This window comes from Pseudomonas sp. MOIL14HWK12:I2, assembly GCF_000510745.1.
In the GTDB taxonomy this organism is placed as follows: Bacteria; Pseudomonadota; Gammaproteobacteria; order Pseudomonadales; family Pseudomonadaceae; genus Chryseomonas; species Chryseomonas oryzihabitans.
Genome location: NZ_AZOA01000020.1, coordinates 26,952 through 41,393, shown reverse-complemented (window position 1 = coordinate 41,393; position 14,442 = coordinate 26,952). Strand labels below are relative to the sequence as shown.

At 58.8% G+C, this 14,442-nt stretch carries 29 protein-coding genes; all 29 read left to right on the top strand.

Annotated elements, in window-relative coordinates:
• The coding region (locus PSK12I2_RS0116260) for an EF-Tu/IF-2/RF-3 family GTPase (RefSeq protein ID WP_027599184.1) at positions 1 to 444 on the top strand (444 nt) is incomplete at its 5' end.
• A gap of 171 nt (positions 445 to 615) precedes the next feature.
• Positions 616 to 927 carry a 30S ribosomal protein S10 gene (gene rpsJ, locus PSK12I2_RS0116255; protein ID WP_003243886.1) on the top strand — a complete coding sequence of 104 codons (312 nt, stop codon included), beginning with the start codon at positions 616 to 618 and terminating at the stop codon, positions 925 to 927.
• A gap of 84 nt (positions 928 to 1,011) precedes the next feature.
• Complete coding sequence (gene rplC / locus PSK12I2_RS0116250) at positions 1,012 to 1,647, top strand: 50S ribosomal protein L3 (protein ID WP_007161251.1); 636 nt, start codon at positions 1,012 to 1,014, stop codon at positions 1,645 to 1,647.
• A 13-nt stretch (positions 1,648 to 1,660) separates the two neighbouring features.
• The gene (gene rplD, locus PSK12I2_RS0116245; RefSeq protein WP_007161250.1) at positions 1,661 to 2,263 is read left to right on the top strand and encodes a 50S ribosomal protein L4; all 603 of its coding nucleotides are present in this window, start codon (positions 1,661 to 1,663) and stop codon (positions 2,261 to 2,263) included.
• Positions 2,260 to 2,559, top strand: coding sequence for a 50S ribosomal protein L23 (rplW, locus tag PSK12I2_RS0116240; protein WP_007161249.1), 300 nt, complete (start codon positions 2,260 to 2,262; stop codon positions 2,557 to 2,559). The genes rplD and rplW overlap by 4 nt, the downstream gene beginning before the upstream one ends.
• 12 nt (positions 2,560 to 2,571) lie before the next feature.
• Entirely contained in the window at positions 2,572 to 3,393 is an 822-nt protein-coding gene (gene rplB, locus PSK12I2_RS0116235; RefSeq protein ID WP_007161248.1) for a 50S ribosomal protein L2, read from the top strand.
• Between the two features lie 18 nt (positions 3,394 to 3,411).
• Entirely contained in the window at positions 3,412 to 3,687 is a 276-nt protein-coding gene (rpsS, locus tag PSK12I2_RS0116230) for a 30S ribosomal protein S19 (protein WP_007161247.1), read from the top strand.
• Between the two features lie 12 nt (positions 3,688 to 3,699).
• Positions 3,700 to 4,032, top strand: coding sequence for a 50S ribosomal protein L22 (gene rplV, locus PSK12I2_RS0116225; RefSeq protein WP_007161246.1), 333 nt, complete (start codon positions 3,700 to 3,702; stop codon positions 4,030 to 4,032).
• Between the two features lie 13 nt (positions 4,033 to 4,045).
• Complete coding sequence (gene rpsC / locus PSK12I2_RS0116220) at positions 4,046 to 4,735, top strand: 30S ribosomal protein S3 (RefSeq protein ID WP_007161245.1); 690 nt, start codon at positions 4,046 to 4,048, stop codon at positions 4,733 to 4,735.
• A gap of 12 nt (positions 4,736 to 4,747) precedes the next feature.
• On the top strand, positions 4,748 to 5,161 hold the full coding sequence (gene rplP, locus PSK12I2_RS0116215; protein WP_007161244.1) for a 50S ribosomal protein L16: 414 nt from the start codon (positions 4,748 to 4,750) through the stop codon (positions 5,159 to 5,161).
• Entirely contained in the window at positions 5,161 to 5,352 is a 192-nt protein-coding gene (rpmC, locus tag PSK12I2_RS0116210; RefSeq protein ID WP_007161243.1) for a 50S ribosomal protein L29, read from the top strand. The genes rplP and rpmC overlap by 1 nt, the downstream gene beginning before the upstream one ends.
• A 2-nt stretch (positions 5,353 to 5,354) precedes the next feature.
• Positions 5,355 to 5,621, top strand: a complete 267-nt coding sequence (gene rpsQ / locus PSK12I2_RS0116205) for a 30S ribosomal protein S17 (RefSeq protein ID WP_007161242.1) — start codon at positions 5,355 to 5,357, stop codon at positions 5,619 to 5,621.
• A 12-nt stretch (positions 5,622 to 5,633) separates the two neighbouring features.
• Entirely contained in the window at positions 5,634 to 6,002 is a 369-nt protein-coding gene (gene rplN / locus PSK12I2_RS0116200; RefSeq protein WP_007161241.1) for a 50S ribosomal protein L14, read from the top strand.
• A gap of 12 nt (positions 6,003 to 6,014) precedes the next feature.
• Complete coding sequence (gene rplX / locus PSK12I2_RS0116195) at positions 6,015 to 6,329, top strand: 50S ribosomal protein L24 (RefSeq protein ID WP_007161240.1); 315 nt, start codon at positions 6,015 to 6,017, stop codon at positions 6,327 to 6,329.
• Between the two features lie 19 nt (positions 6,330 to 6,348).
• Positions 6,349 to 6,888: a 50S ribosomal protein L5 gene (gene rplE, locus PSK12I2_RS0116190; RefSeq protein ID WP_007161239.1), complete on the top strand. Its 540-nt coding sequence runs from the start codon at positions 6,349 to 6,351 to the stop codon at positions 6,886 to 6,888.
• 13 nt (positions 6,889 to 6,901) lie between these two features.
• A complete protein-coding gene (rpsN, locus tag PSK12I2_RS0116185) occupies positions 6,902 to 7,207 on the top strand; it encodes a 30S ribosomal protein S14 (protein ID WP_007161238.1) in 306 nt (101 codons plus the stop codon).
• Positions 7,208 to 7,369: 162 nt separating this feature from the next.
• Positions 7,370 to 7,762, top strand: a complete 393-nt coding sequence (gene rpsH, locus PSK12I2_RS0116180; protein ID WP_017640285.1) for a 30S ribosomal protein S8 — start codon at positions 7,370 to 7,372, stop codon at positions 7,760 to 7,762.
• An 11-nt stretch (positions 7,763 to 7,773) separates the two neighbouring features.
• On the top strand, positions 7,774 to 8,307 hold the full coding sequence (rplF, locus tag PSK12I2_RS0116175; RefSeq protein ID WP_017640286.1) for a 50S ribosomal protein L6: 534 nt from the start codon (positions 7,774 to 7,776) through the stop codon (positions 8,305 to 8,307).
• Positions 8,308 to 8,317: 10 nt separating this feature from the next.
• Positions 8,318 to 8,668, top strand: coding sequence for a 50S ribosomal protein L18 (gene rplR / locus PSK12I2_RS0116170; RefSeq protein WP_007161235.1), 351 nt, complete (start codon positions 8,318 to 8,320; stop codon positions 8,666 to 8,668).
• Positions 8,669 to 8,671: 3 nt separating this feature from the next.
• Positions 8,672 to 9,172, top strand: coding sequence for a 30S ribosomal protein S5 (gene rpsE, locus PSK12I2_RS0116165; protein ID WP_007161234.1), 501 nt, complete (start codon positions 8,672 to 8,674; stop codon positions 9,170 to 9,172).
• 2 nt (positions 9,173 to 9,174) lie between these two features.
• Positions 9,175 to 9,357, top strand: a complete 183-nt coding sequence (rpmD, locus tag PSK12I2_RS0116160) for a 50S ribosomal protein L30 (protein WP_007161233.1) — start codon at positions 9,175 to 9,177, stop codon at positions 9,355 to 9,357.
• Positions 9,358 to 9,360: 3 nt separating this feature from the next.
• Positions 9,361 to 9,795 (top strand): 50S ribosomal protein L15, encoded by a 435-nt coding sequence (gene rplO, locus PSK12I2_RS0116155; protein WP_007161232.1) that lies wholly within the window; start codon positions 9,361 to 9,363, stop codon positions 9,793 to 9,795.
• A complete protein-coding gene (gene secY / locus PSK12I2_RS0116150; protein ID WP_027599183.1) occupies positions 9,796 to 11,127 on the top strand; it encodes a preprotein translocase subunit SecY in 1,332 nt (443 codons plus the stop codon).
• A gap of 30 nt (positions 11,128 to 11,157) precedes the next feature.
• Complete coding sequence (rpmJ, locus tag PSK12I2_RS0116145; RefSeq protein WP_002555468.1) at positions 11,158 to 11,274, top strand: 50S ribosomal protein L36; 117 nt, start codon at positions 11,158 to 11,160, stop codon at positions 11,272 to 11,274.
• Positions 11,275 to 11,404: 130 nt separating this feature from the next.
• A complete protein-coding gene (gene rpsM / locus PSK12I2_RS0116140) occupies positions 11,405 to 11,761 on the top strand; it encodes a 30S ribosomal protein S13 (protein ID WP_007161230.1) in 357 nt (118 codons plus the stop codon).
• 30 nt (positions 11,762 to 11,791) lie between these two features.
• Entirely contained in the window at positions 11,792 to 12,181 is a 390-nt protein-coding gene (gene rpsK, locus PSK12I2_RS0116135; protein WP_003281811.1) for a 30S ribosomal protein S11, read from the top strand.
• A gap of 16 nt (positions 12,182 to 12,197) precedes the next feature.
• Positions 12,198 to 12,818 carry a 30S ribosomal protein S4 gene (rpsD, locus tag PSK12I2_RS0116130; RefSeq protein ID WP_007161229.1) on the top strand — a complete coding sequence of 207 codons (621 nt, stop codon included), beginning with the start codon at positions 12,198 to 12,200 and terminating at the stop codon, positions 12,816 to 12,818.
• Between the two features lie 22 nt (positions 12,819 to 12,840).
• Positions 12,841 to 13,842: a DNA-directed RNA polymerase subunit alpha gene (gene rpoA, locus PSK12I2_RS0116125; RefSeq protein ID WP_027599182.1), complete on the top strand. Its 1,002-nt coding sequence runs from the start codon at positions 12,841 to 12,843 to the stop codon at positions 13,840 to 13,842.
• Positions 13,843 to 13,886: 44 nt separating this feature from the next.
• Positions 13,887 to 14,276, top strand: a complete 390-nt coding sequence (gene rplQ / locus PSK12I2_RS0116120; protein ID WP_007161227.1) for a 50S ribosomal protein L17 — start codon at positions 13,887 to 13,889, stop codon at positions 14,274 to 14,276.
• The last annotated feature ends 166 nt before the right edge of the window (positions 14,277 to 14,442 follow it).

Sequence of the window (14,442 nt, the reverse complement as noted above, 5' to 3'; positions counted from 1 at the left end):
ATCAAGGCCACCGTCAAGACCACCTGCACCGGCGTTGAAATGTTCCGCAAGCTGCTGGACGAAGGCCGTGCTGGCGAGAACGTCGGCGTGCTGCTGCGTGGCACCAAGCGTGAAGACGTGGAGCGTGGCCAGGTTCTGGCCAAGCCGAACACCATCAAGCCGCACACCAAGTTCGAGTGCGAAGTGTACGTGCTGTCCAAGGAAGAAGGTGGTCGTCACACCCCGTTCTTCAAGGGCTACCGTCCGCAGTTCTACTTCCGCACCACCGACGTGACCGGTAACTGCGAACTGCCGGAAGGCGTCGAGATGGTGATGCCGGGCGACAACATCAAGATGGTTGTCACCCTGATCGCTCCGATCGCGATGGAAGATGGTCTGCGTTTCGCCATCCGTGAAGGCGGTCGTACCGTCGGCGCCGGCGTGGTTGCCAAGATCATCGAGTAATCGATTGATCTGAAACGAAAAAAGGCCCTTCGGGGCCTTTTTTCTTGCCTCATGAAATTGACAGATGGCAAAAGAGGCGTTCTTGACAGCTGTCAGCGACATCCTTAGAATTGCGCCTCCTTTAATCGGGCACCTTTTTGCCCGAGGGGAAAGCTTGGAGTCTGAGGTCAAATGCAAAATCAACAAATCCGTATTCGGTTGAAGGCTTTTGATCATCGCCTGATCGATCAATCTACCCAGGAAATCGTGGAAACCGCGAAACGTACTGGTGCTCAGGTGCGTGGTCCGATTCCTCTGCCAACCCGCAAGGAACGTTACACAGTGCTGATTTCTCCGCACGTCAACAAGGACGCTCGTGACCAGTACGAAATTCGTACCCACAAGCGTGTGCTCGACATCGTTCAGCCCACCGACAAGACCGTCGATGCGCTGATGAAGCTCGATCTCGCCGCTGGCGTTGAAGTGCAAATCAGCCTCGGCTGAGACCGTCAAGGTTTCAGTCGTGTAACGCTCTGAAATGGGCGGCCATAGCGGGTGAAAGCCCCGTACACTCAAGAGGTTCTCAACATGACGATTGGTTTAGTCGGTCGTAAATGCGGTATGACCCGCGTTTTCACCGAAGAAGGCGTTTCCGTTCCGGTTACGGTCATTGAGATCGAGCCGAATCGCGTAACCCAATTCAAAAGCGAAGAAACCGATGGCTACCGTGCCATTCAGGTAACCGTGGGCGAGCGTCGTGCTTCCCGCGTGACCAAGGCGCAAGCCGGTCACTTCGCCAAGGCCAGCGTTGCTGCTGGTCGTAGCGTCCTCGAATTCCGCCTGGAAGACGGTGAGTACAAGGCTGGCGACGAAGTCACCGTAGCCCTGTTCGAAGCCGGTCAGATGGTTGATGTCACTGGTCAGTCCAAAGGTAAGGGCTACGCCGGTACCATCAAGCGCTGGAACTTCCGTGGTCAGGACAACACCCACGGTAACTCCGTTTCCCACCGTGCACCTGGTTCCATCGGCCAGTGCCAGACTCCTGGTCGAGTGTTCAAGGGCAAGAAAATGTCCGGTCACCTGGGTGCGGAGCGTGTAACCGTTCAGTCGCTGGAAGTCGTGCGTGTAGACGCCGAGCGCAACCTGCTGCTGGTCAAGGGTGCCGTCCCCGGCGCGCCGGGTGGTGACGTGATCGTGCGTCCCGCTGTCAAGGCCCGTGGTTGAGAGGAGAGAGAACATGCAACTCAATGTGAATGGCTCTCAAGCTATCGAAGTCTCCGAGCACACCTTCGGCGGTGAATTCAACGAGACCCTGGTTCACCAGGCAGTCGTTGCCTACATGGCTGGCGGTCGTCAGGGCACCCGTGCCCAGAAGACCCGTTCCGAAGTCAGCGGCGGCGGCAAGAAGCCCTGGCGTCAGAAGGGCAGCGGTCGTGCCCGTGCCGGTACCATCCGCAGCCCCATCTGGCGTTCCGGTGGCGTGGCTTTCGCAGCCAAGCCCCAGGATCACAGCCAGAAGCTGAACAAGAAGATGTACCGCGCTGCACTGCGCTCCATCCTCGCCGAGCTGGTCCGTCTGGATCGTCTGGTCGTGGTTGACGACTTCGCCGTCGACGCGCCCAAGACCAAGACCCTGGTCAGCAAGCTGGACGGCCTGGGCCTGAGCGACGTGCTGATCGTGACCGACGCTGTCGACCAGAATCTGTATCTGGCCGCCCGCAACCTGCCTTTCGTCGACGTGCGTGATGTCCAGGGTTCCGACCCGGTCAGCCTGATCGCCTACGACAAGGTGCTGGTCACTGTGTCCGCCGTGAAGAAATTCGAGGAGCTGCTGGCATGAACCAGGAACGCGTATTCAAAGTGCTGCTTGGCCCGCACATCTCCGAGAAGGCCACCATGCTGGCGGACAGCCAGAAGCAGTTCGTATTCAAGGTTGCCACCGATGCAACCAAGCTGGAAATCAAGAAGGCCGTCGAGCAGCTGTTCGAGGTCAAGGTTCGCAGCGTCAGCACCCTGAACGTCCAGGGCAAGACCAAGCGCACCGCTCGTGGTCTGGGCAAGCGTAACGACTGGAAAAAAGCGTACATCGCGCTCCAGCCGGGCCAGGATCTCGACTTTTCCAGCAGCGCCGAGTAATCAGGGGGCATCATGGCAATCGTAAAATGCAAGCCGACCTCCGCTGGCCGCCGCTTTGTGGTCAAGGTGGTCAACTCTGATCTGCACAAAGGCGCGCCCTACGCTCCTTTGCTGGAGAAGAAGAGCAAGTCCGGCGGCCGTAACAACAATGGTCGTATCACCACTCGCCACATCGGCGGTGGTCACAAGCAGCACTATCGTCTGGTCGATTTCCGTCGCAACAAGGATGGCATCCCTGCCGTCGTTGAGCGTATCGAATACGATCCGAACCGTACTGCACACATCGCTCTGCTGAAGTACGCCGATGGCGAGCGTCGCTACATCATCGCCCCCAAGGGCGTTGCTGCCGGTGACCAGCTGCTGTCCGGCGCTGGCGCGCCCATCAAGGCCGGCAACAACCTGCCGCTGCGTAACGTGCCGGTCGGTAGCACCATCCACGGTATCGAGCTGAAGCCTGGCAAAGGCGCTCAGATCGCTCGCTCCGCGGGTACCTCCGCTCAGCTGGTCGCCCGCGAAGGCGCCTACGTCACCGTGCGTCTGCGCAGCGGTGAAATGCGCAAGGTGCTGTCCGAGTGCCGTGCCACCCTGGGCGAAGTGTCCAACGGTGAGCACAGCCTGCGTTCGCTGGGTAAGGCCGGTGCCACCCGCTGGCGTGGCGTGCGTCCGACTGTTCGTGGTGTTGCCATGAACCCGGTCGATCACCCGCACGGTGGTGGTGAAGGTCGTACTTCCGGTGGCCGTCATCCGGTTTCGCCGTGGGGCGTCAAGACCAAGGGTCTCAAGACGCGCTCCAACAAGCGTACCGACAAGATGATTGTCCGTCGCGGCAAGTAATCAGTAGAGGATTCGACTGTGCCCCGTTCTCTGAAGAAAGGTCCTTTTATCGATCTTCACCTGTTGAAGAAGATCGAAGTCGCGGTGGAAAAAAACGAACGCAAGCCGATCAAGACCTGGTCGCGTCGTTCGATGATCCTGCCGCAGATGGTCGGCCTGACCATCGCTGTGCACAACGGTCGTCAACATGTCCCCGTTCTGGTGAACGAAGACATGGTCGGCCACAAACTCGGCGAGTTCGCTGCTACCCGCACCTATCGCGGTCATGCGGCTGACAAGAAAGCCAAGCGTTAAGGGGTGAGGAAGATGGAAGTAGCCGCTAAGCTGTCGGGCGCTCGTATCTCCGCCCAGAAAGCCCGCTTGGTCGCCGACCAGATTCGCGGGAAGAAGGTGGGCGAAGCGCTCAACCTGTTGACTTTCAGCAGCAAGAAAGCCGCTGAAATCATGAAGAAGGTGCTGGAGTCGGCTGTTGCCAACGCCGAGCACAATGAAGGCGCCGACGTGGACGACCTGAAGGTCTCCACCGTCTTCGTAAACGAAGGTCGTTCGCTCAAGCGCATCATGCCGCGTGCCAAAGGTCGTGCTGATCGCATCGTGAAGCGGTCTTGCCATATCACGGTCAAGGTTGCGGACAAGTAACGGAGTCGATCAGATGGGTCAGAAAGTACATCCCAATGGCATTCGCCTGGGTATCGTCAAGGAGCACACTTCGGTCTGGTACGCGGATAAGCGCACTTATGCGGACTATCTGCTGGCCGACCTGAAGGTTCGTGAGTACCTCCAGGACAAACTAAAAAGCGCGTCCGTAAGCCGTATCGATATTCATCGCCCGGCTCAAACCGCACGCATCACCATCCACACCGCCCGTCCCGGTATCGTGATCGGCAAGAAAGGTGAGGATGTCGAGAAGCTGCGTCAGGACCTGACCGCAAGAATGGGTGTGCCCGTGCACATCAACATCGAAGAGATCCGCAAGCCGGAGCTCGACGGTGCCCTGGTTGCGCAGAGCGTTGCGCAGCAGCTTGAGCGTCGTGTGATGTTCCGTCGCGCCATGAAGCGCGCCGTGCAGAACGCGATCCGCATTGGTGCCAAAGGCATCAAGATTCAAGTGAGCGGTCGTCTGGGCGGTGCTGAAATCGCCCGTACCGAGTGGTATCGCGAAGGTCGTGTGCCCCTGCACACCCTGCGTGCCGATATCGACTACGCCACTGCGGAAGCTCACACCACCTACGGTGTGATCGGTGTGAAGGTCTGGATCTTCAAGGGTGAGGTCATTGGTGGCCGCCAGGAAGAGCTCAAGCCCGTCGCCCCGGCTCCGCGCAAAAAAGCTGCTGCTAAGTAAGGAGTACGCAACATGCTGCAACCCAAGCGTACAAAATTCCGCAAGCAGATGACCGGCCACAACCGTGGTCTGGCTCATCGCGGTAGCAAGGTCAGCTTCGGCGAGTACGCGCTGAAGGCTGTCGGCCGTGGCCGTCTGACCGCTCGCCAGATCGAATCCGCACGTCGTGCGCTGACCCGTCACGTGAAGCGTGGCGGCAAGATCTGGATCCGCGTCTTCCCTGACAAGCCTGTCACCAAGAAGCCTCTCGAAGTGCGGATGGGTAAAGGTAAGGGTAGTGTCGAGTACTGGGTAGCCCAGATCCAGCCGGGCAAGGTCCTGTACGAGATCGAGGGTGTTTCCGAGGATCTGGCTCGTCAGGCATTCGCCCTGGCCGCTGCCAAGCTTCCCGTCGAAACCTCCTTTGTTAAGCGGACGGTGATGTGATGAAAGCGAAAGATTTGCGTGAGAAATCCGTAGAGGAGCTGAACGAGCAGCTTCTCAACCTGCTGCGTGACCAGTTCAATCTGCGTATGCAGAAGGCAACTGGCCAGTTGGGTCAGTCTCACATGCTCTCGCAAGTGAAGCGCGACATCGCTCGCGTCAAGACTGTGCTGAACCAGCAAGCAGGTAAGTGATCATGGCTGAAGCTGAAAAAACTGTCCGTACGCTGACCGGCCGAGTGGTCAGCGACAAGATGGACAAAACCGTGACCGTACTGATCGAGCGTCGCGTAAAGCACCCGATCTACGGCAAATACGTGAAGCGTTCCACCAAGCTGCACGCTCACGACGAAACCAATCAGTGCCGCATTGGTGACCTGGTCACCATTCGCGAAACCCGCCCGCTGGCCAAGACCAAGGCGTGGACCCTGGTTGACGTCGTCGAGCGCGCCGTTCAGGTATAAGGGTAGAGAGCCATGATCCAGACTCAATCCATGCTTGACGTCGCCGACAACAGCGGCGCTCGTCGCGTGATGTGCATCAAGGTGCTCGGCGGTTCCCACCGCCGCTACGCCGGCATCGGCGACATCATCAAAGTCACCGTCAAGGAAGCAATTCCGCGCGGCAAGGTGAAGAAAGGTCAGGTGATGACTGCTGTCGTCGTGCGTACCAAGCACGGCGTCCGCCGCACCGACGGTTCCATCATCCGCTTCGACGGCAACGCCGCGGTTCTGCTGAACAACAAGCAAGAGCCGATTGGCACCCGTATCTTTGGGCCGGTGACCCGTGAACTTCGCTCCGAGAAGTTCATGAAGATCGTCTCCCTTGCCCCCGAAGTGCTGTAAGGAGTAGCCGACATGCAAAAGATTCGTCGTGACGACGAGGTAATCGTCATTGCCGGCAAGGACAAGGGCAAACGTGGCAAGGTGCTGAAGGTGCTCGCCGATGACCGTCTGGTCGTTGGCGGGGTCAACCTGGTCAAGCGCCACACCAAGCCCAACCCCATGCTGGGCGTTCAGGGTGGCATCGTAGAGAAAGAAGCCCCTCTGCATGTCTCCAACGTTGCCATTTTCAACTCCGAGACCAACAAGGCTGACCGCGTTGGTTTCAAAGTCGAAGACGGCAAGAAGATTCGTATCTTCAAGTCGACCCAAAAAGCGGTCCAGGCCTGAAGCTGCTAGGTAGATCACCATGGCTCGATTGAAAGAGATTTATCGGAAGGAAATCGCGCCCAAGCTGAAAGAGCAGCTTCAGCTGGGTAACGTGATGGAAGTTCCGCGCATCACCAAGATCACCTTGAACATGGGTCTGGGCGAAGCAGTCGGTGACAAGAAGATCATCGACAACGCTGTAGCTGACCTGGAAAAGATCGCTGGTCAAAAGCCGGTCGTGACTTATGCCCGCAATTCCATTGCTGGCTTCAAGATCCGCGAAGGCTGGCCGATTGGCGTCAAGGTGACCCTGCGTAGCGATCGCATGTATGAATTCCTGGATCGTCTGCTGTCCATCTCCCTGCCGCGCGTACGTGACTTCCGCGGCCTGAATGCCAAGTCCTTCGATGGTCGTGGCAACTACAGCATGGGCGTGAAAGAGCAGATCATCTTCCCGGAAATCGATTACGACAAGATCGATGCGCTGCGTGGCATGGACATCACCCTGACCACCACCGCTCGTACCGACGAGGAAGGCCGTGCGCTGCTGCGCGCGTTCAACTTCCCGTTCCGTAACTGATTGAGGTCTTCAAATGGCTAAGCAAAGCATGATTAACCGTGAGCTGAAGCGTCAGCAAACGGTTGCCAAGTACGCCAAGAAGCGCGCCGAGCTGAAGGCGACCATCGGTAACGTCAACGCCTCCCCCGAGGAGCGTTGGAATGCCCAGGTCGCCCTGCAGAAGCAGCCCCGTGACGCCAGCGCCAGCCGCATGCGTAACCGCTGCCGCCTGACCGGTCGTCCGCATGGCGTGTACCGCAAGTTCGGTCTGTCCCGCATCAAGCTGCGTGAAGCAGCCATGCGTGGTGACGTGCCCGGCCTGGTGAAGGCCAGCTGGTAACAGCTAGCGCCTTTCATCGCGGTAACTGAATCAAGCCCCTTTTGGGGCTTGATTCGTTTCAGGCCGATCTCTAGAATGCTCGGCTCGCCCGAATCGGCCTATTGCCGAGGGGTGATTTTGAGAGCCGGTAGGCTCAATTTCTGTATTAGGAGCTAATAGCCCATGAGTATGCAGGACCCGTTAGCAGACATGCTAACTCGTATCCGTAATGCCCAGATGGCTGAAAAGGCCGTTGTGAGCATGCCTTCTTCCAAGCTGAAGGCTGCCGTCGCCAAAGTCCTCAAGGACGAAGGTTACATCGCGGATTTTCAGGTCAGCGCGGAATCCAAGCCGTCGCTGTCCATCGAGCTGAAGTACTTCGAAGGCAAGCCTGTCATCGAAGAGCTGAAGCGTAGCAGCCGTCCCGGTCTGCGCCAGTACAAAGCCGTTGACCAGCTGCCGAAAGTGCGTGGCGGTCTGGGCGTGTCGATCGTTTCCACCAACAAAGGTGTGATGACTGATCGCGCAGCCCGTGCTGCTGGTGTTGGCGGCGAAGTGCTCTGCACAGTCTTCTAAGGGGAATCAGCATGTCTCGCGTTGCTAAAAACCCTGTAAGACTGCCTGCAGGCGTCGAAGTTAATCTGGCCGGTCAGGCCCTTTCGATCAAGGGTGCCAAGGGCGCTCTGGAGCTGAAGGTCCATCCGTCCGTTGAAGTCACTCAAGAGTCCGGTGAGCTGCGTTTCGCTGCTCGCAATGGCGATCAGCAGACCCGTGCGATGGCCGGCACTACCCGTGCCCTGGTCAACAACATGGTGGTCGGCGTCAGCCAGGGCTTCGAGCGCAAGCTGCAACTGGTCGGTGTGGGCTACAAGGCCCAAGCCAAAGGTCAGGTGCTGAACCTCGCTCTGGGCTTCTCTCACCCCGTGGACTACGACCTGCCGCAAGGCATCACCGCAGAAACCCCCAACCAGACCGAAATCCTGATCAAGGGTATCGACAAGCAGCTGGTCGGCCAGGTTGCGGCTGAGATTCGTGGTTTCCGTCCGCCGGAGCCTTACAAGGGCAAGGGCGTACGGTATGCCGACGAAGTCGTCCACCGTAAAGAAGCCAAGAAAAAGTAGGGCATAGCAAATGACCGTCAAGAAAGAAACCCGACTGCGTCGCGCTCGCAAGGCTCGCCTGAAGATGCGCGAGCTGGAAGTGGTGCGTCTGTGCGTGTACCGCTCTTCCCAGCACATCTATGCCCAGGTCATCGCGGCCGACGGCAGCAAGGTCCTGGCCAGCGCTTCTACGCTGGACAAAGAACTGCGCGAAAGCGCTACCAGCAACGTCGAGGCGGCCAAGAAAGTTGGTCTGCTGGTCGCCGAGCGTGCCAAGGCCGCTGGCGTTACCCAGGTGGCCTTTGATCGTTCTGGCTTCAAGTACCATGGTCGCGTCAAAGCGCTGGCCGACGCTGCTCGTGAAGGCGGGCTGGAGTTCTAAGTCATGGCAAATAACGATCAAAAGCGCGACGAAGGCTACATCGAGAAGCTGGTTCAAGTTAACCGCGTAGCCAAAACCGTGAAAGGCGGCCGTATCTTCGCCTTCACCGCTCTGACCGTGGTTGGCGATGGCAAAGGCCGCGTTGGCTTCGGCCGTGGCAAGGCCCGTGAAGTGCCTGCTGCCATCCAGAAGGCTATGGAAGCTGCTCGCCGCAACATGATCCAGGTGGATCTGAACGGCACCACCCTGCAGTACCCGGTCAAGGCCGCCCATGGCGCCTCCAAGGTGTACATGCAGCCCGCTTCCGACGGTACCGGCATCATCGCCGGCGGTGCCATGCGCGCCGTGCTGGAAGTCGCTGGTGTGCAGAACGTCCTGGCCAAGTGCTACGGCTCCACCAACCCGGTAAACGTGGTGTACGCGACCTTCGAAGGTCTCAAACACATGCAGGCGCCGGAAGCTGTTGCCGCCAAGCGTGGCAAGAGCGTCGAGGAGATTCTCTGATCATGGCTAACGCAACCGTCAAGGTCACGCTGATCAAGAGCGTCCATGGCCGTCTGGCCAATCACAAGGCTTGCGTCAAGGGTCTCGGCCTGCGTCGCATTGGTCACACCGTCGAAGTTCAGGACACCCCTGAGAATCGCGGCATGATCAACAAGGCCTATTACCTTCTGCGTGTGGAGGGTTAAGTCATGAAATTGAATGATCTGCGTTCCGCTCCCGGCGCTCGCCGCGAGAAGCTGCGTCCCGGTCGTGGTATCGGTAGCGGCCTGGGCAAGACCGGTGGCCGCGGCCACAAGGGTCTGACCTCCCGTTCCGGTGGCAAGGTTGCTCCCGGCTTCGAGGGTGGCCAGCAGCCGCTGCACCGTCGTCTGCCCAAGTTCGGCTTCGTTTCGCTGAAGGCCCTGGACCGCGCCGAGGTTCGTACCTCCGAGCTGGCCAAGGTTGATGTCGATGTCGTCGATCTGCAGGCGCTGAAAGACGCCAACGTGATTAGTCGCGACATCAAGCGTGTCAAGGTTGTGCTGTCCGGCGACGTCACCCGTGCCGTCACCCTGAAGGGCATTGGTGCCACCAAGGGCGCACGTGCAGCCATCGAAGCAGCTGGCGGCAAGATCGAGGAATAAATGGCTAAGCAAGGTGCTCTCTCTGCGCTCAGCAAGACCGGTGGTATGTCCGAGCTGTGGACCCGCCTCCGATTCCTGTTCCTGGCGATCATCGTCTACAGGATCGGTGCGCACATCCCTGTTCCGGGTATCAATCCCGATCAGCTGGCCGCACTGTTCAGGCAGAACGAGGGGACCATTCTTAGCCTCTTCAACATGTTCTCTGGCGGTGCGCTGGAGCGGATGAGCATCTTTGCACTGGGGATCATGCCGTACATCTCGGCATCGATCATCATGCAGCTGCTTACCGCGATCAGCCCACAGCTGGAGCAATTGAAGAAAGAGGGTGAGTCTGGTCGTCGCAAGATCAGCCAGTACACCCGTTACGGCACACTGGTTCTGGCGCTCGTTCAGGCCACCGGGATGTCGGTTGGACTTGCCAGTCAGGGCGTGGCGTTCAGCGTGGGCTTCAGCTTCTACTTCGTAGCTGTCACCACCTTCGTCGCAGGCGCACTGTTCATGATGTGGCTGGGTGAGCAGATCACCGAGCGCGGTATCGGCAATGGCATCTCGATGCTGATCTTCGCCGGTATCGTCGCGGGTTTGCCTCGCGCCATCGGTCAGTCCTTCGAGTCGGCACGGCAGGGCGATATCAACATCTTCGCGCTGATCATGGTCGGTGTGGTGGCGGTCGCCATCATCGCCTTCGTGGTGTTCATCGAGCGTGGGCAGCGTCGTATCGCCGTGCACTACGCCAAGCGTCAGCAGGGTCGCAAGGTCTTCGCTGCGCAGAACAGCCATCTGCCGCTCAAGGTGAACATGGCCGGGGTCATCCCGGCGATCTTCGCCAGCAGCATCCTGCTGTTTCCGGCATCGCTCGGTTCGTGGTTCGGTCAGTCCGAAGGTCTCGGTTGGTTGCAGGACGTGGCTCAGGCCATCGCGCCTGGTCAGCCGCTGAACATCTTGCTGTTTAGTGCAGGGATCATCTTCTTCTGCTTCTTCTATACGGCGCTGATGTTCAACCCCAAGGACGTGGCAGAGAACCTGAAGAAATCCGGGGCGTTCATCCCGGGTATTCGTCCTGGTGAGCAGTCCGCGCGCTATATCGATGGCGTGCTGACCCGACTGACCATGTTCGGTGCCCTGTACATGACGGCGGTGTGCTTGTTGCCCCAGTTCCTGGTGGTCGCGGCGAACGTGCCGTTCTATCTCGGCGGGACCTCGTTGCTGATCGTGGTGGTAGTGGTCATGGACTTCATGTCCCAGGTCCAATCCCATCTCGTATCTCATCAATACGAGTCCCTGATGAAGAAAGCCAACCTGAAGGGCTACGGCAGCGGCATGATGCGCTGATCCGTTACCCGTAAGGTTAGAGGAGTTGTCATGAAAGTTCGTGCATCGGTCAAGAAGCTGTGCCGTAACTGCAAGATCATTCGCCGCGAAGGCGTCGTGCGCGTGATCTGCAGCGCTGAACCGCGTCACAAGCAGCGCCAAGGCTGAGTGTGAATCACGCGTCTAACCCGGCAGCTAGTGTGCTGCCGGGTTGATCATTTGTTCCTACAGCGTTAATATCGCGCGCCCTTTTCTTGGCTTCCGGGGCGTCGGTAGCTGTCAATTGGAGTTTTTCTGAATGGCCCGTATTGCAGGCGTCAACATTCCAGATAACAAGCACACTGTTATCTCGCTGACCTACATCTATGGTGTCGGTCGCACCACCTCTCAGAAGATCTGCGCGGCCACCGGCATCGAGCCGACCGCCAAGATCAAAGAACTGAGCGACGAGCAGGTCGATCAGCTGCGTAACGAGGTCGCCAAAATCCTCACCGAGGGTGACCTGCGCCGCGAAATCAACATGAACATCAAGCGCCTGATGGATCTGGGTTGCTACCGCGGTCTGCGTCACCGCCGTGGTCTGCCGGTCCGTGGTCAGCGCACCAAGACCAATGCCCGTACCCGTAAGGGCCCGCGCAAGCCGATCCGCAAGTAATCGCATCCGCGAATCGACAGGAATCTAGTCATGGCAAAACCTGCTGCTCGTCCTCGTAAGAAAGTCAAAAAGACAGTGGTTGATGGCATCGCCCACATCCATGCGTCTTTCAACAACACCATCGTGACCATCACCGATCGTCAGGGCAATGCTTTGTCCTGGGCGACCTCCGGTGGCTCCGGCTTCCGTGGCTCCCGTAAGAGCACCCCGTTCGCTGCCCAGATTGCAGCCGAACGTGCCGGCCAAGCCGCTCTGGAATATGGTCTGAAGAATCTGGACGTGAACGTCAAAGGTCCCGGCCCCGGCCGCGAGTCCGCTGTTCGCGCCCTGAATGCCTGTGGTTACAAGATCGCCAGCATCACCGACGTGACGCCCATCCCGCATAACGGGTGCCGTCCGCCGAAGAAGCGTCGCGTGTAATAGGAGACAGTGAGAAATGGCTCGTTACATTGGTCCCAAGTGCAAACTGTCCCGCCGCGAAGGCACTGACCTCTTCCTGAAGAGCGGCGCTCGTGCCCTCGACTCGAAGTGCAAGCTGGAAACCGTTCCTGGCCAGCATGGTCAGCGTCGCGGTCGTCTGTCCGACTACGGTCTGCAGCTGCGTGAAAAGCAGAAAGTCCGCCGCATGTACGGTGTCCTCGAGCGTCAGTTCGCCGGTTACTATCAGGAAGCTGCCCGTCGCAAGGGCGCTACCGGTGAAAACCTGCTGCAACTGCTCGAGTGCCGTCTGGACAACGTGGTGTATCGCATGGGCTTTGGTGCCACTCGCGCTGAATCGCGCCAGCTGGTCTCCCACAAGTCGATCACCGTCAACGGTCAGACCGTCAACATTCCCTCCTATCAGGTCAAGGTCGGCGACGTCGTCGCGGTCCGCGAGAAGGCCAAGAACCAGCTGCGTATCGCTCAAGCTCTCGAGCTGTGCGGCCAGCGTGGCCGTGTTGAGTGGGTCGAAGTGAGCACCGAGAAAAAGGAAGGCACCTTCAAGAGCGTGCCGGCCCGTGGTGATCTCTCCGCCGACATCAACGAAAACCTGATTGTCGAGCTCTACTCCAAGTAAGGGCTAGAAAGTAGGTGCATCCATGCAGAGTTCGGTAAATGAGTTCCTGACCCCCCGCCATATCGATGTGCAGGCGGTTAGTCAGACCCGTGCCAAGATCACCCTCGAGCCTCTCGAGCGTGGTTTCGGCCATACCTTGGGCAACGCGCTGCGGCGTATCCTGTTGTCCTCCATGCCTGGCTGCGCGGTAGTCGAAGCAGAGATCGACGGTGTCCTGCACGAGTACAGCGCCATCGAAGGCGTGCAGGAAGACGTGATCGAGATCCTGCTCAATCTCAAGGGTCTGGCCATCAAGTTGCACGGCCGTGACGAAGTCACCCTGAGCCTGAGCAAGAAAGGTCAGGGGCCGGTTCTGGCCTCTGACATTCAGGTCGATCACGACGTCGAGATCGTCAACGGTGAGCACGTCATCGCCCACCTGGCGGACAACGGTTCGCTGAACATGAAGCTGAAAATCGCCCGCGGTCGTGGCTATGAGCCCGCCGACGCGCGTCAGAGCGAAGAAGACGAAACCCGCGCAATCGGTCGTCTGCAGCTCGATGCTTCGTTCAGCCCGGTTCGTCGCGTGGCCTATGTGGTGGAAAACGCCCGGGTCGAACAGCGTACCAACCTGGACAAGCTCGTGCTTGACCTGGAAACCAACGGTACCCTGGATCCGGAAGAAGCCATCCGTCGTGCCGCCACCATCCTGCAGCAGCAGCTGGCAGCGTTCGTCGACCTCAAGGGCGACAGCGAGCCGGTCGTGGTCGAGCAGGAAGACGAGATCGATCCGATCCTGCTGCGTCCGGTGGACGATCTGGAACTGACCGTTCGTTCGGCCAACTGCCTCAAGGCGGAGAACATCTACTACATCGGTGACCTGATTCAGCGTACCGAAGTGGAGCTGCTCAAGACCCCGAACCTGGGCAAGAAGTCCCTGACCGAAATCAAGGACGTCCTGGCCTCCCGTGGTCTGTCGCTCGGTATGCGCCTGGACAACTGGCCCCCTGCAAGCCTTAAGAAGGACGACAAGGCTACTGCCTGATCGTCATTGTTCACCGAACGATAGTTTGGGAAGGAATTTCAATCATGCGTCATCGTAAAAGTGGTCGTCATCTGAGCCGCACGAGCGCACACCGCAAGGCCATGTTCCAGAACATGGCTGTGTCGCTGTTCGAGCACGAGCTGATCAAAACTACCCTGCCGAAAGCCAAGGAACTGCGCCGCGTTGCCGAGCCGCTGATCACCCTGGCCAAGGAAGACAGCGTCGCCAACCGTCGTCTGGCTTTCGACCGTACCCGTTCGAAAGCTGCCGTTGGCAAGCTGTTCAACGACCTGGGCAAGCGCTACGCCAACCGTCCGGGTGGCTACCTGCGTATCCTGAAGTGCGGCTTCCGCGCTGGCGACAATGCGCCCATGGCGTATGTCGAGCTGATCGACCGTCCGGTCGGCGGTACCGTGGAACAGGCTGCTGAATAAGTAGCTGCGTTCTGGAAAAAGCCGGGCTCTTGCCCGGCTTTTTCATGCCCGGCGTTTGGTGAAGACCAGGCCCTTCGCATCCGACTTCTGATCGCAGATTTTTCTATCAGGATGCTAGGATCAATAAATTAGTCCTAAAGTATTGCCGTGGCGATACTTCTCTCAA

Bases quoted from the DNA above. Each gene is read 5' to 3' on its own strand.
- rpsJ (WP_003243886.1), top strand. From the start codon at position 616: ATGCAAAATCAACAAATCCGTATTCGGTTGAAGGCTTTTGATCATCGC.
- rplC (WP_007161251.1), top strand. From the start codon at position 1,012: ATGACGATTGGTTTAGTCGGTCGTAAATGCGGTATGACCCGCGTTTTC.
- rplD (WP_007161250.1), top strand. From the start codon at position 1,661: ATGCAACTCAATGTGAATGGCTCTCAAGCTATCGAAGTCTCCGAGCAC.
- rplW (WP_007161249.1), top strand. From the start codon at position 2,260: ATGAACCAGGAACGCGTATTCAAAGTGCTGCTTGGCCCGCACATCTCC.
- rplB (WP_007161248.1), top strand. From the start codon at position 2,572: ATGGCAATCGTAAAATGCAAGCCGACCTCCGCTGGCCGCCGCTTTGTG.
- rplV (WP_007161246.1), top strand. From the start codon at position 3,700: ATGGAAGTAGCCGCTAAGCTGTCGGGCGCTCGTATCTCCGCCCAGAAA.
- rpsC (WP_007161245.1), top strand. From the start codon at position 4,046: ATGGGTCAGAAAGTACATCCCAATGGCATTCGCCTGGGTATCGTCAAG.
- rplP (WP_007161244.1), top strand. From the start codon at position 4,748: ATGCTGCAACCCAAGCGTACAAAATTCCGCAAGCAGATGACCGGCCAC.
- rpmC (WP_007161243.1), top strand. From the start codon at position 5,161: ATGAAAGCGAAAGATTTGCGTGAGAAATCCGTAGAGGAGCTGAACGAG.
- rpsQ (WP_007161242.1), top strand. From the start codon at position 5,355: ATGGCTGAAGCTGAAAAAACTGTCCGTACGCTGACCGGCCGAGTGGTC.
- rplN (WP_007161241.1), top strand. From the start codon at position 5,634: ATGATCCAGACTCAATCCATGCTTGACGTCGCCGACAACAGCGGCGCT.
- rplX (WP_007161240.1), top strand. From the start codon at position 6,015: ATGCAAAAGATTCGTCGTGACGACGAGGTAATCGTCATTGCCGGCAAG.
- rplE (WP_007161239.1), top strand. From the start codon at position 6,349: ATGGCTCGATTGAAAGAGATTTATCGGAAGGAAATCGCGCCCAAGCTG.
- rpsN (WP_007161238.1), top strand. From the start codon at position 6,902: ATGGCTAAGCAAAGCATGATTAACCGTGAGCTGAAGCGTCAGCAAACG.
- rpsH (WP_017640285.1), top strand. From the start codon at position 7,370: ATGAGTATGCAGGACCCGTTAGCAGACATGCTAACTCGTATCCGTAAT.
- rplF (WP_017640286.1), top strand. From the start codon at position 7,774: ATGTCTCGCGTTGCTAAAAACCCTGTAAGACTGCCTGCAGGCGTCGAA.
- rplR (WP_007161235.1), top strand. From the start codon at position 8,318: ATGACCGTCAAGAAAGAAACCCGACTGCGTCGCGCTCGCAAGGCTCGC.
- rpsE (WP_007161234.1), top strand. From the start codon at position 8,672: ATGGCAAATAACGATCAAAAGCGCGACGAAGGCTACATCGAGAAGCTG.
- rpmD (WP_007161233.1), top strand. From the start codon at position 9,175: ATGGCTAACGCAACCGTCAAGGTCACGCTGATCAAGAGCGTCCATGGC.
- rplO (WP_007161232.1), top strand. From the start codon at position 9,361: ATGAAATTGAATGATCTGCGTTCCGCTCCCGGCGCTCGCCGCGAGAAG.
- secY (WP_027599183.1), top strand. From the start codon at position 9,796: ATGGCTAAGCAAGGTGCTCTCTCTGCGCTCAGCAAGACCGGTGGTATG.
- rpmJ (WP_002555468.1), top strand. From the start codon at position 11,158: ATGAAAGTTCGTGCATCGGTCAAGAAGCTGTGCCGTAACTGCAAGATC.
- rpsM (WP_007161230.1), top strand. From the start codon at position 11,405: ATGGCCCGTATTGCAGGCGTCAACATTCCAGATAACAAGCACACTGTT.
- rpsK (WP_003281811.1), top strand. From the start codon at position 11,792: ATGGCAAAACCTGCTGCTCGTCCTCGTAAGAAAGTCAAAAAGACAGTG.
- rpsD (WP_007161229.1), top strand. From the start codon at position 12,198: ATGGCTCGTTACATTGGTCCCAAGTGCAAACTGTCCCGCCGCGAAGGC.
- rpoA (WP_027599182.1), top strand. From the start codon at position 12,841: ATGCAGAGTTCGGTAAATGAGTTCCTGACCCCCCGCCATATCGATGTG.
- rplQ (WP_007161227.1), top strand. From the start codon at position 13,887: ATGCGTCATCGTAAAAGTGGTCGTCATCTGAGCCGCACGAGCGCACAC.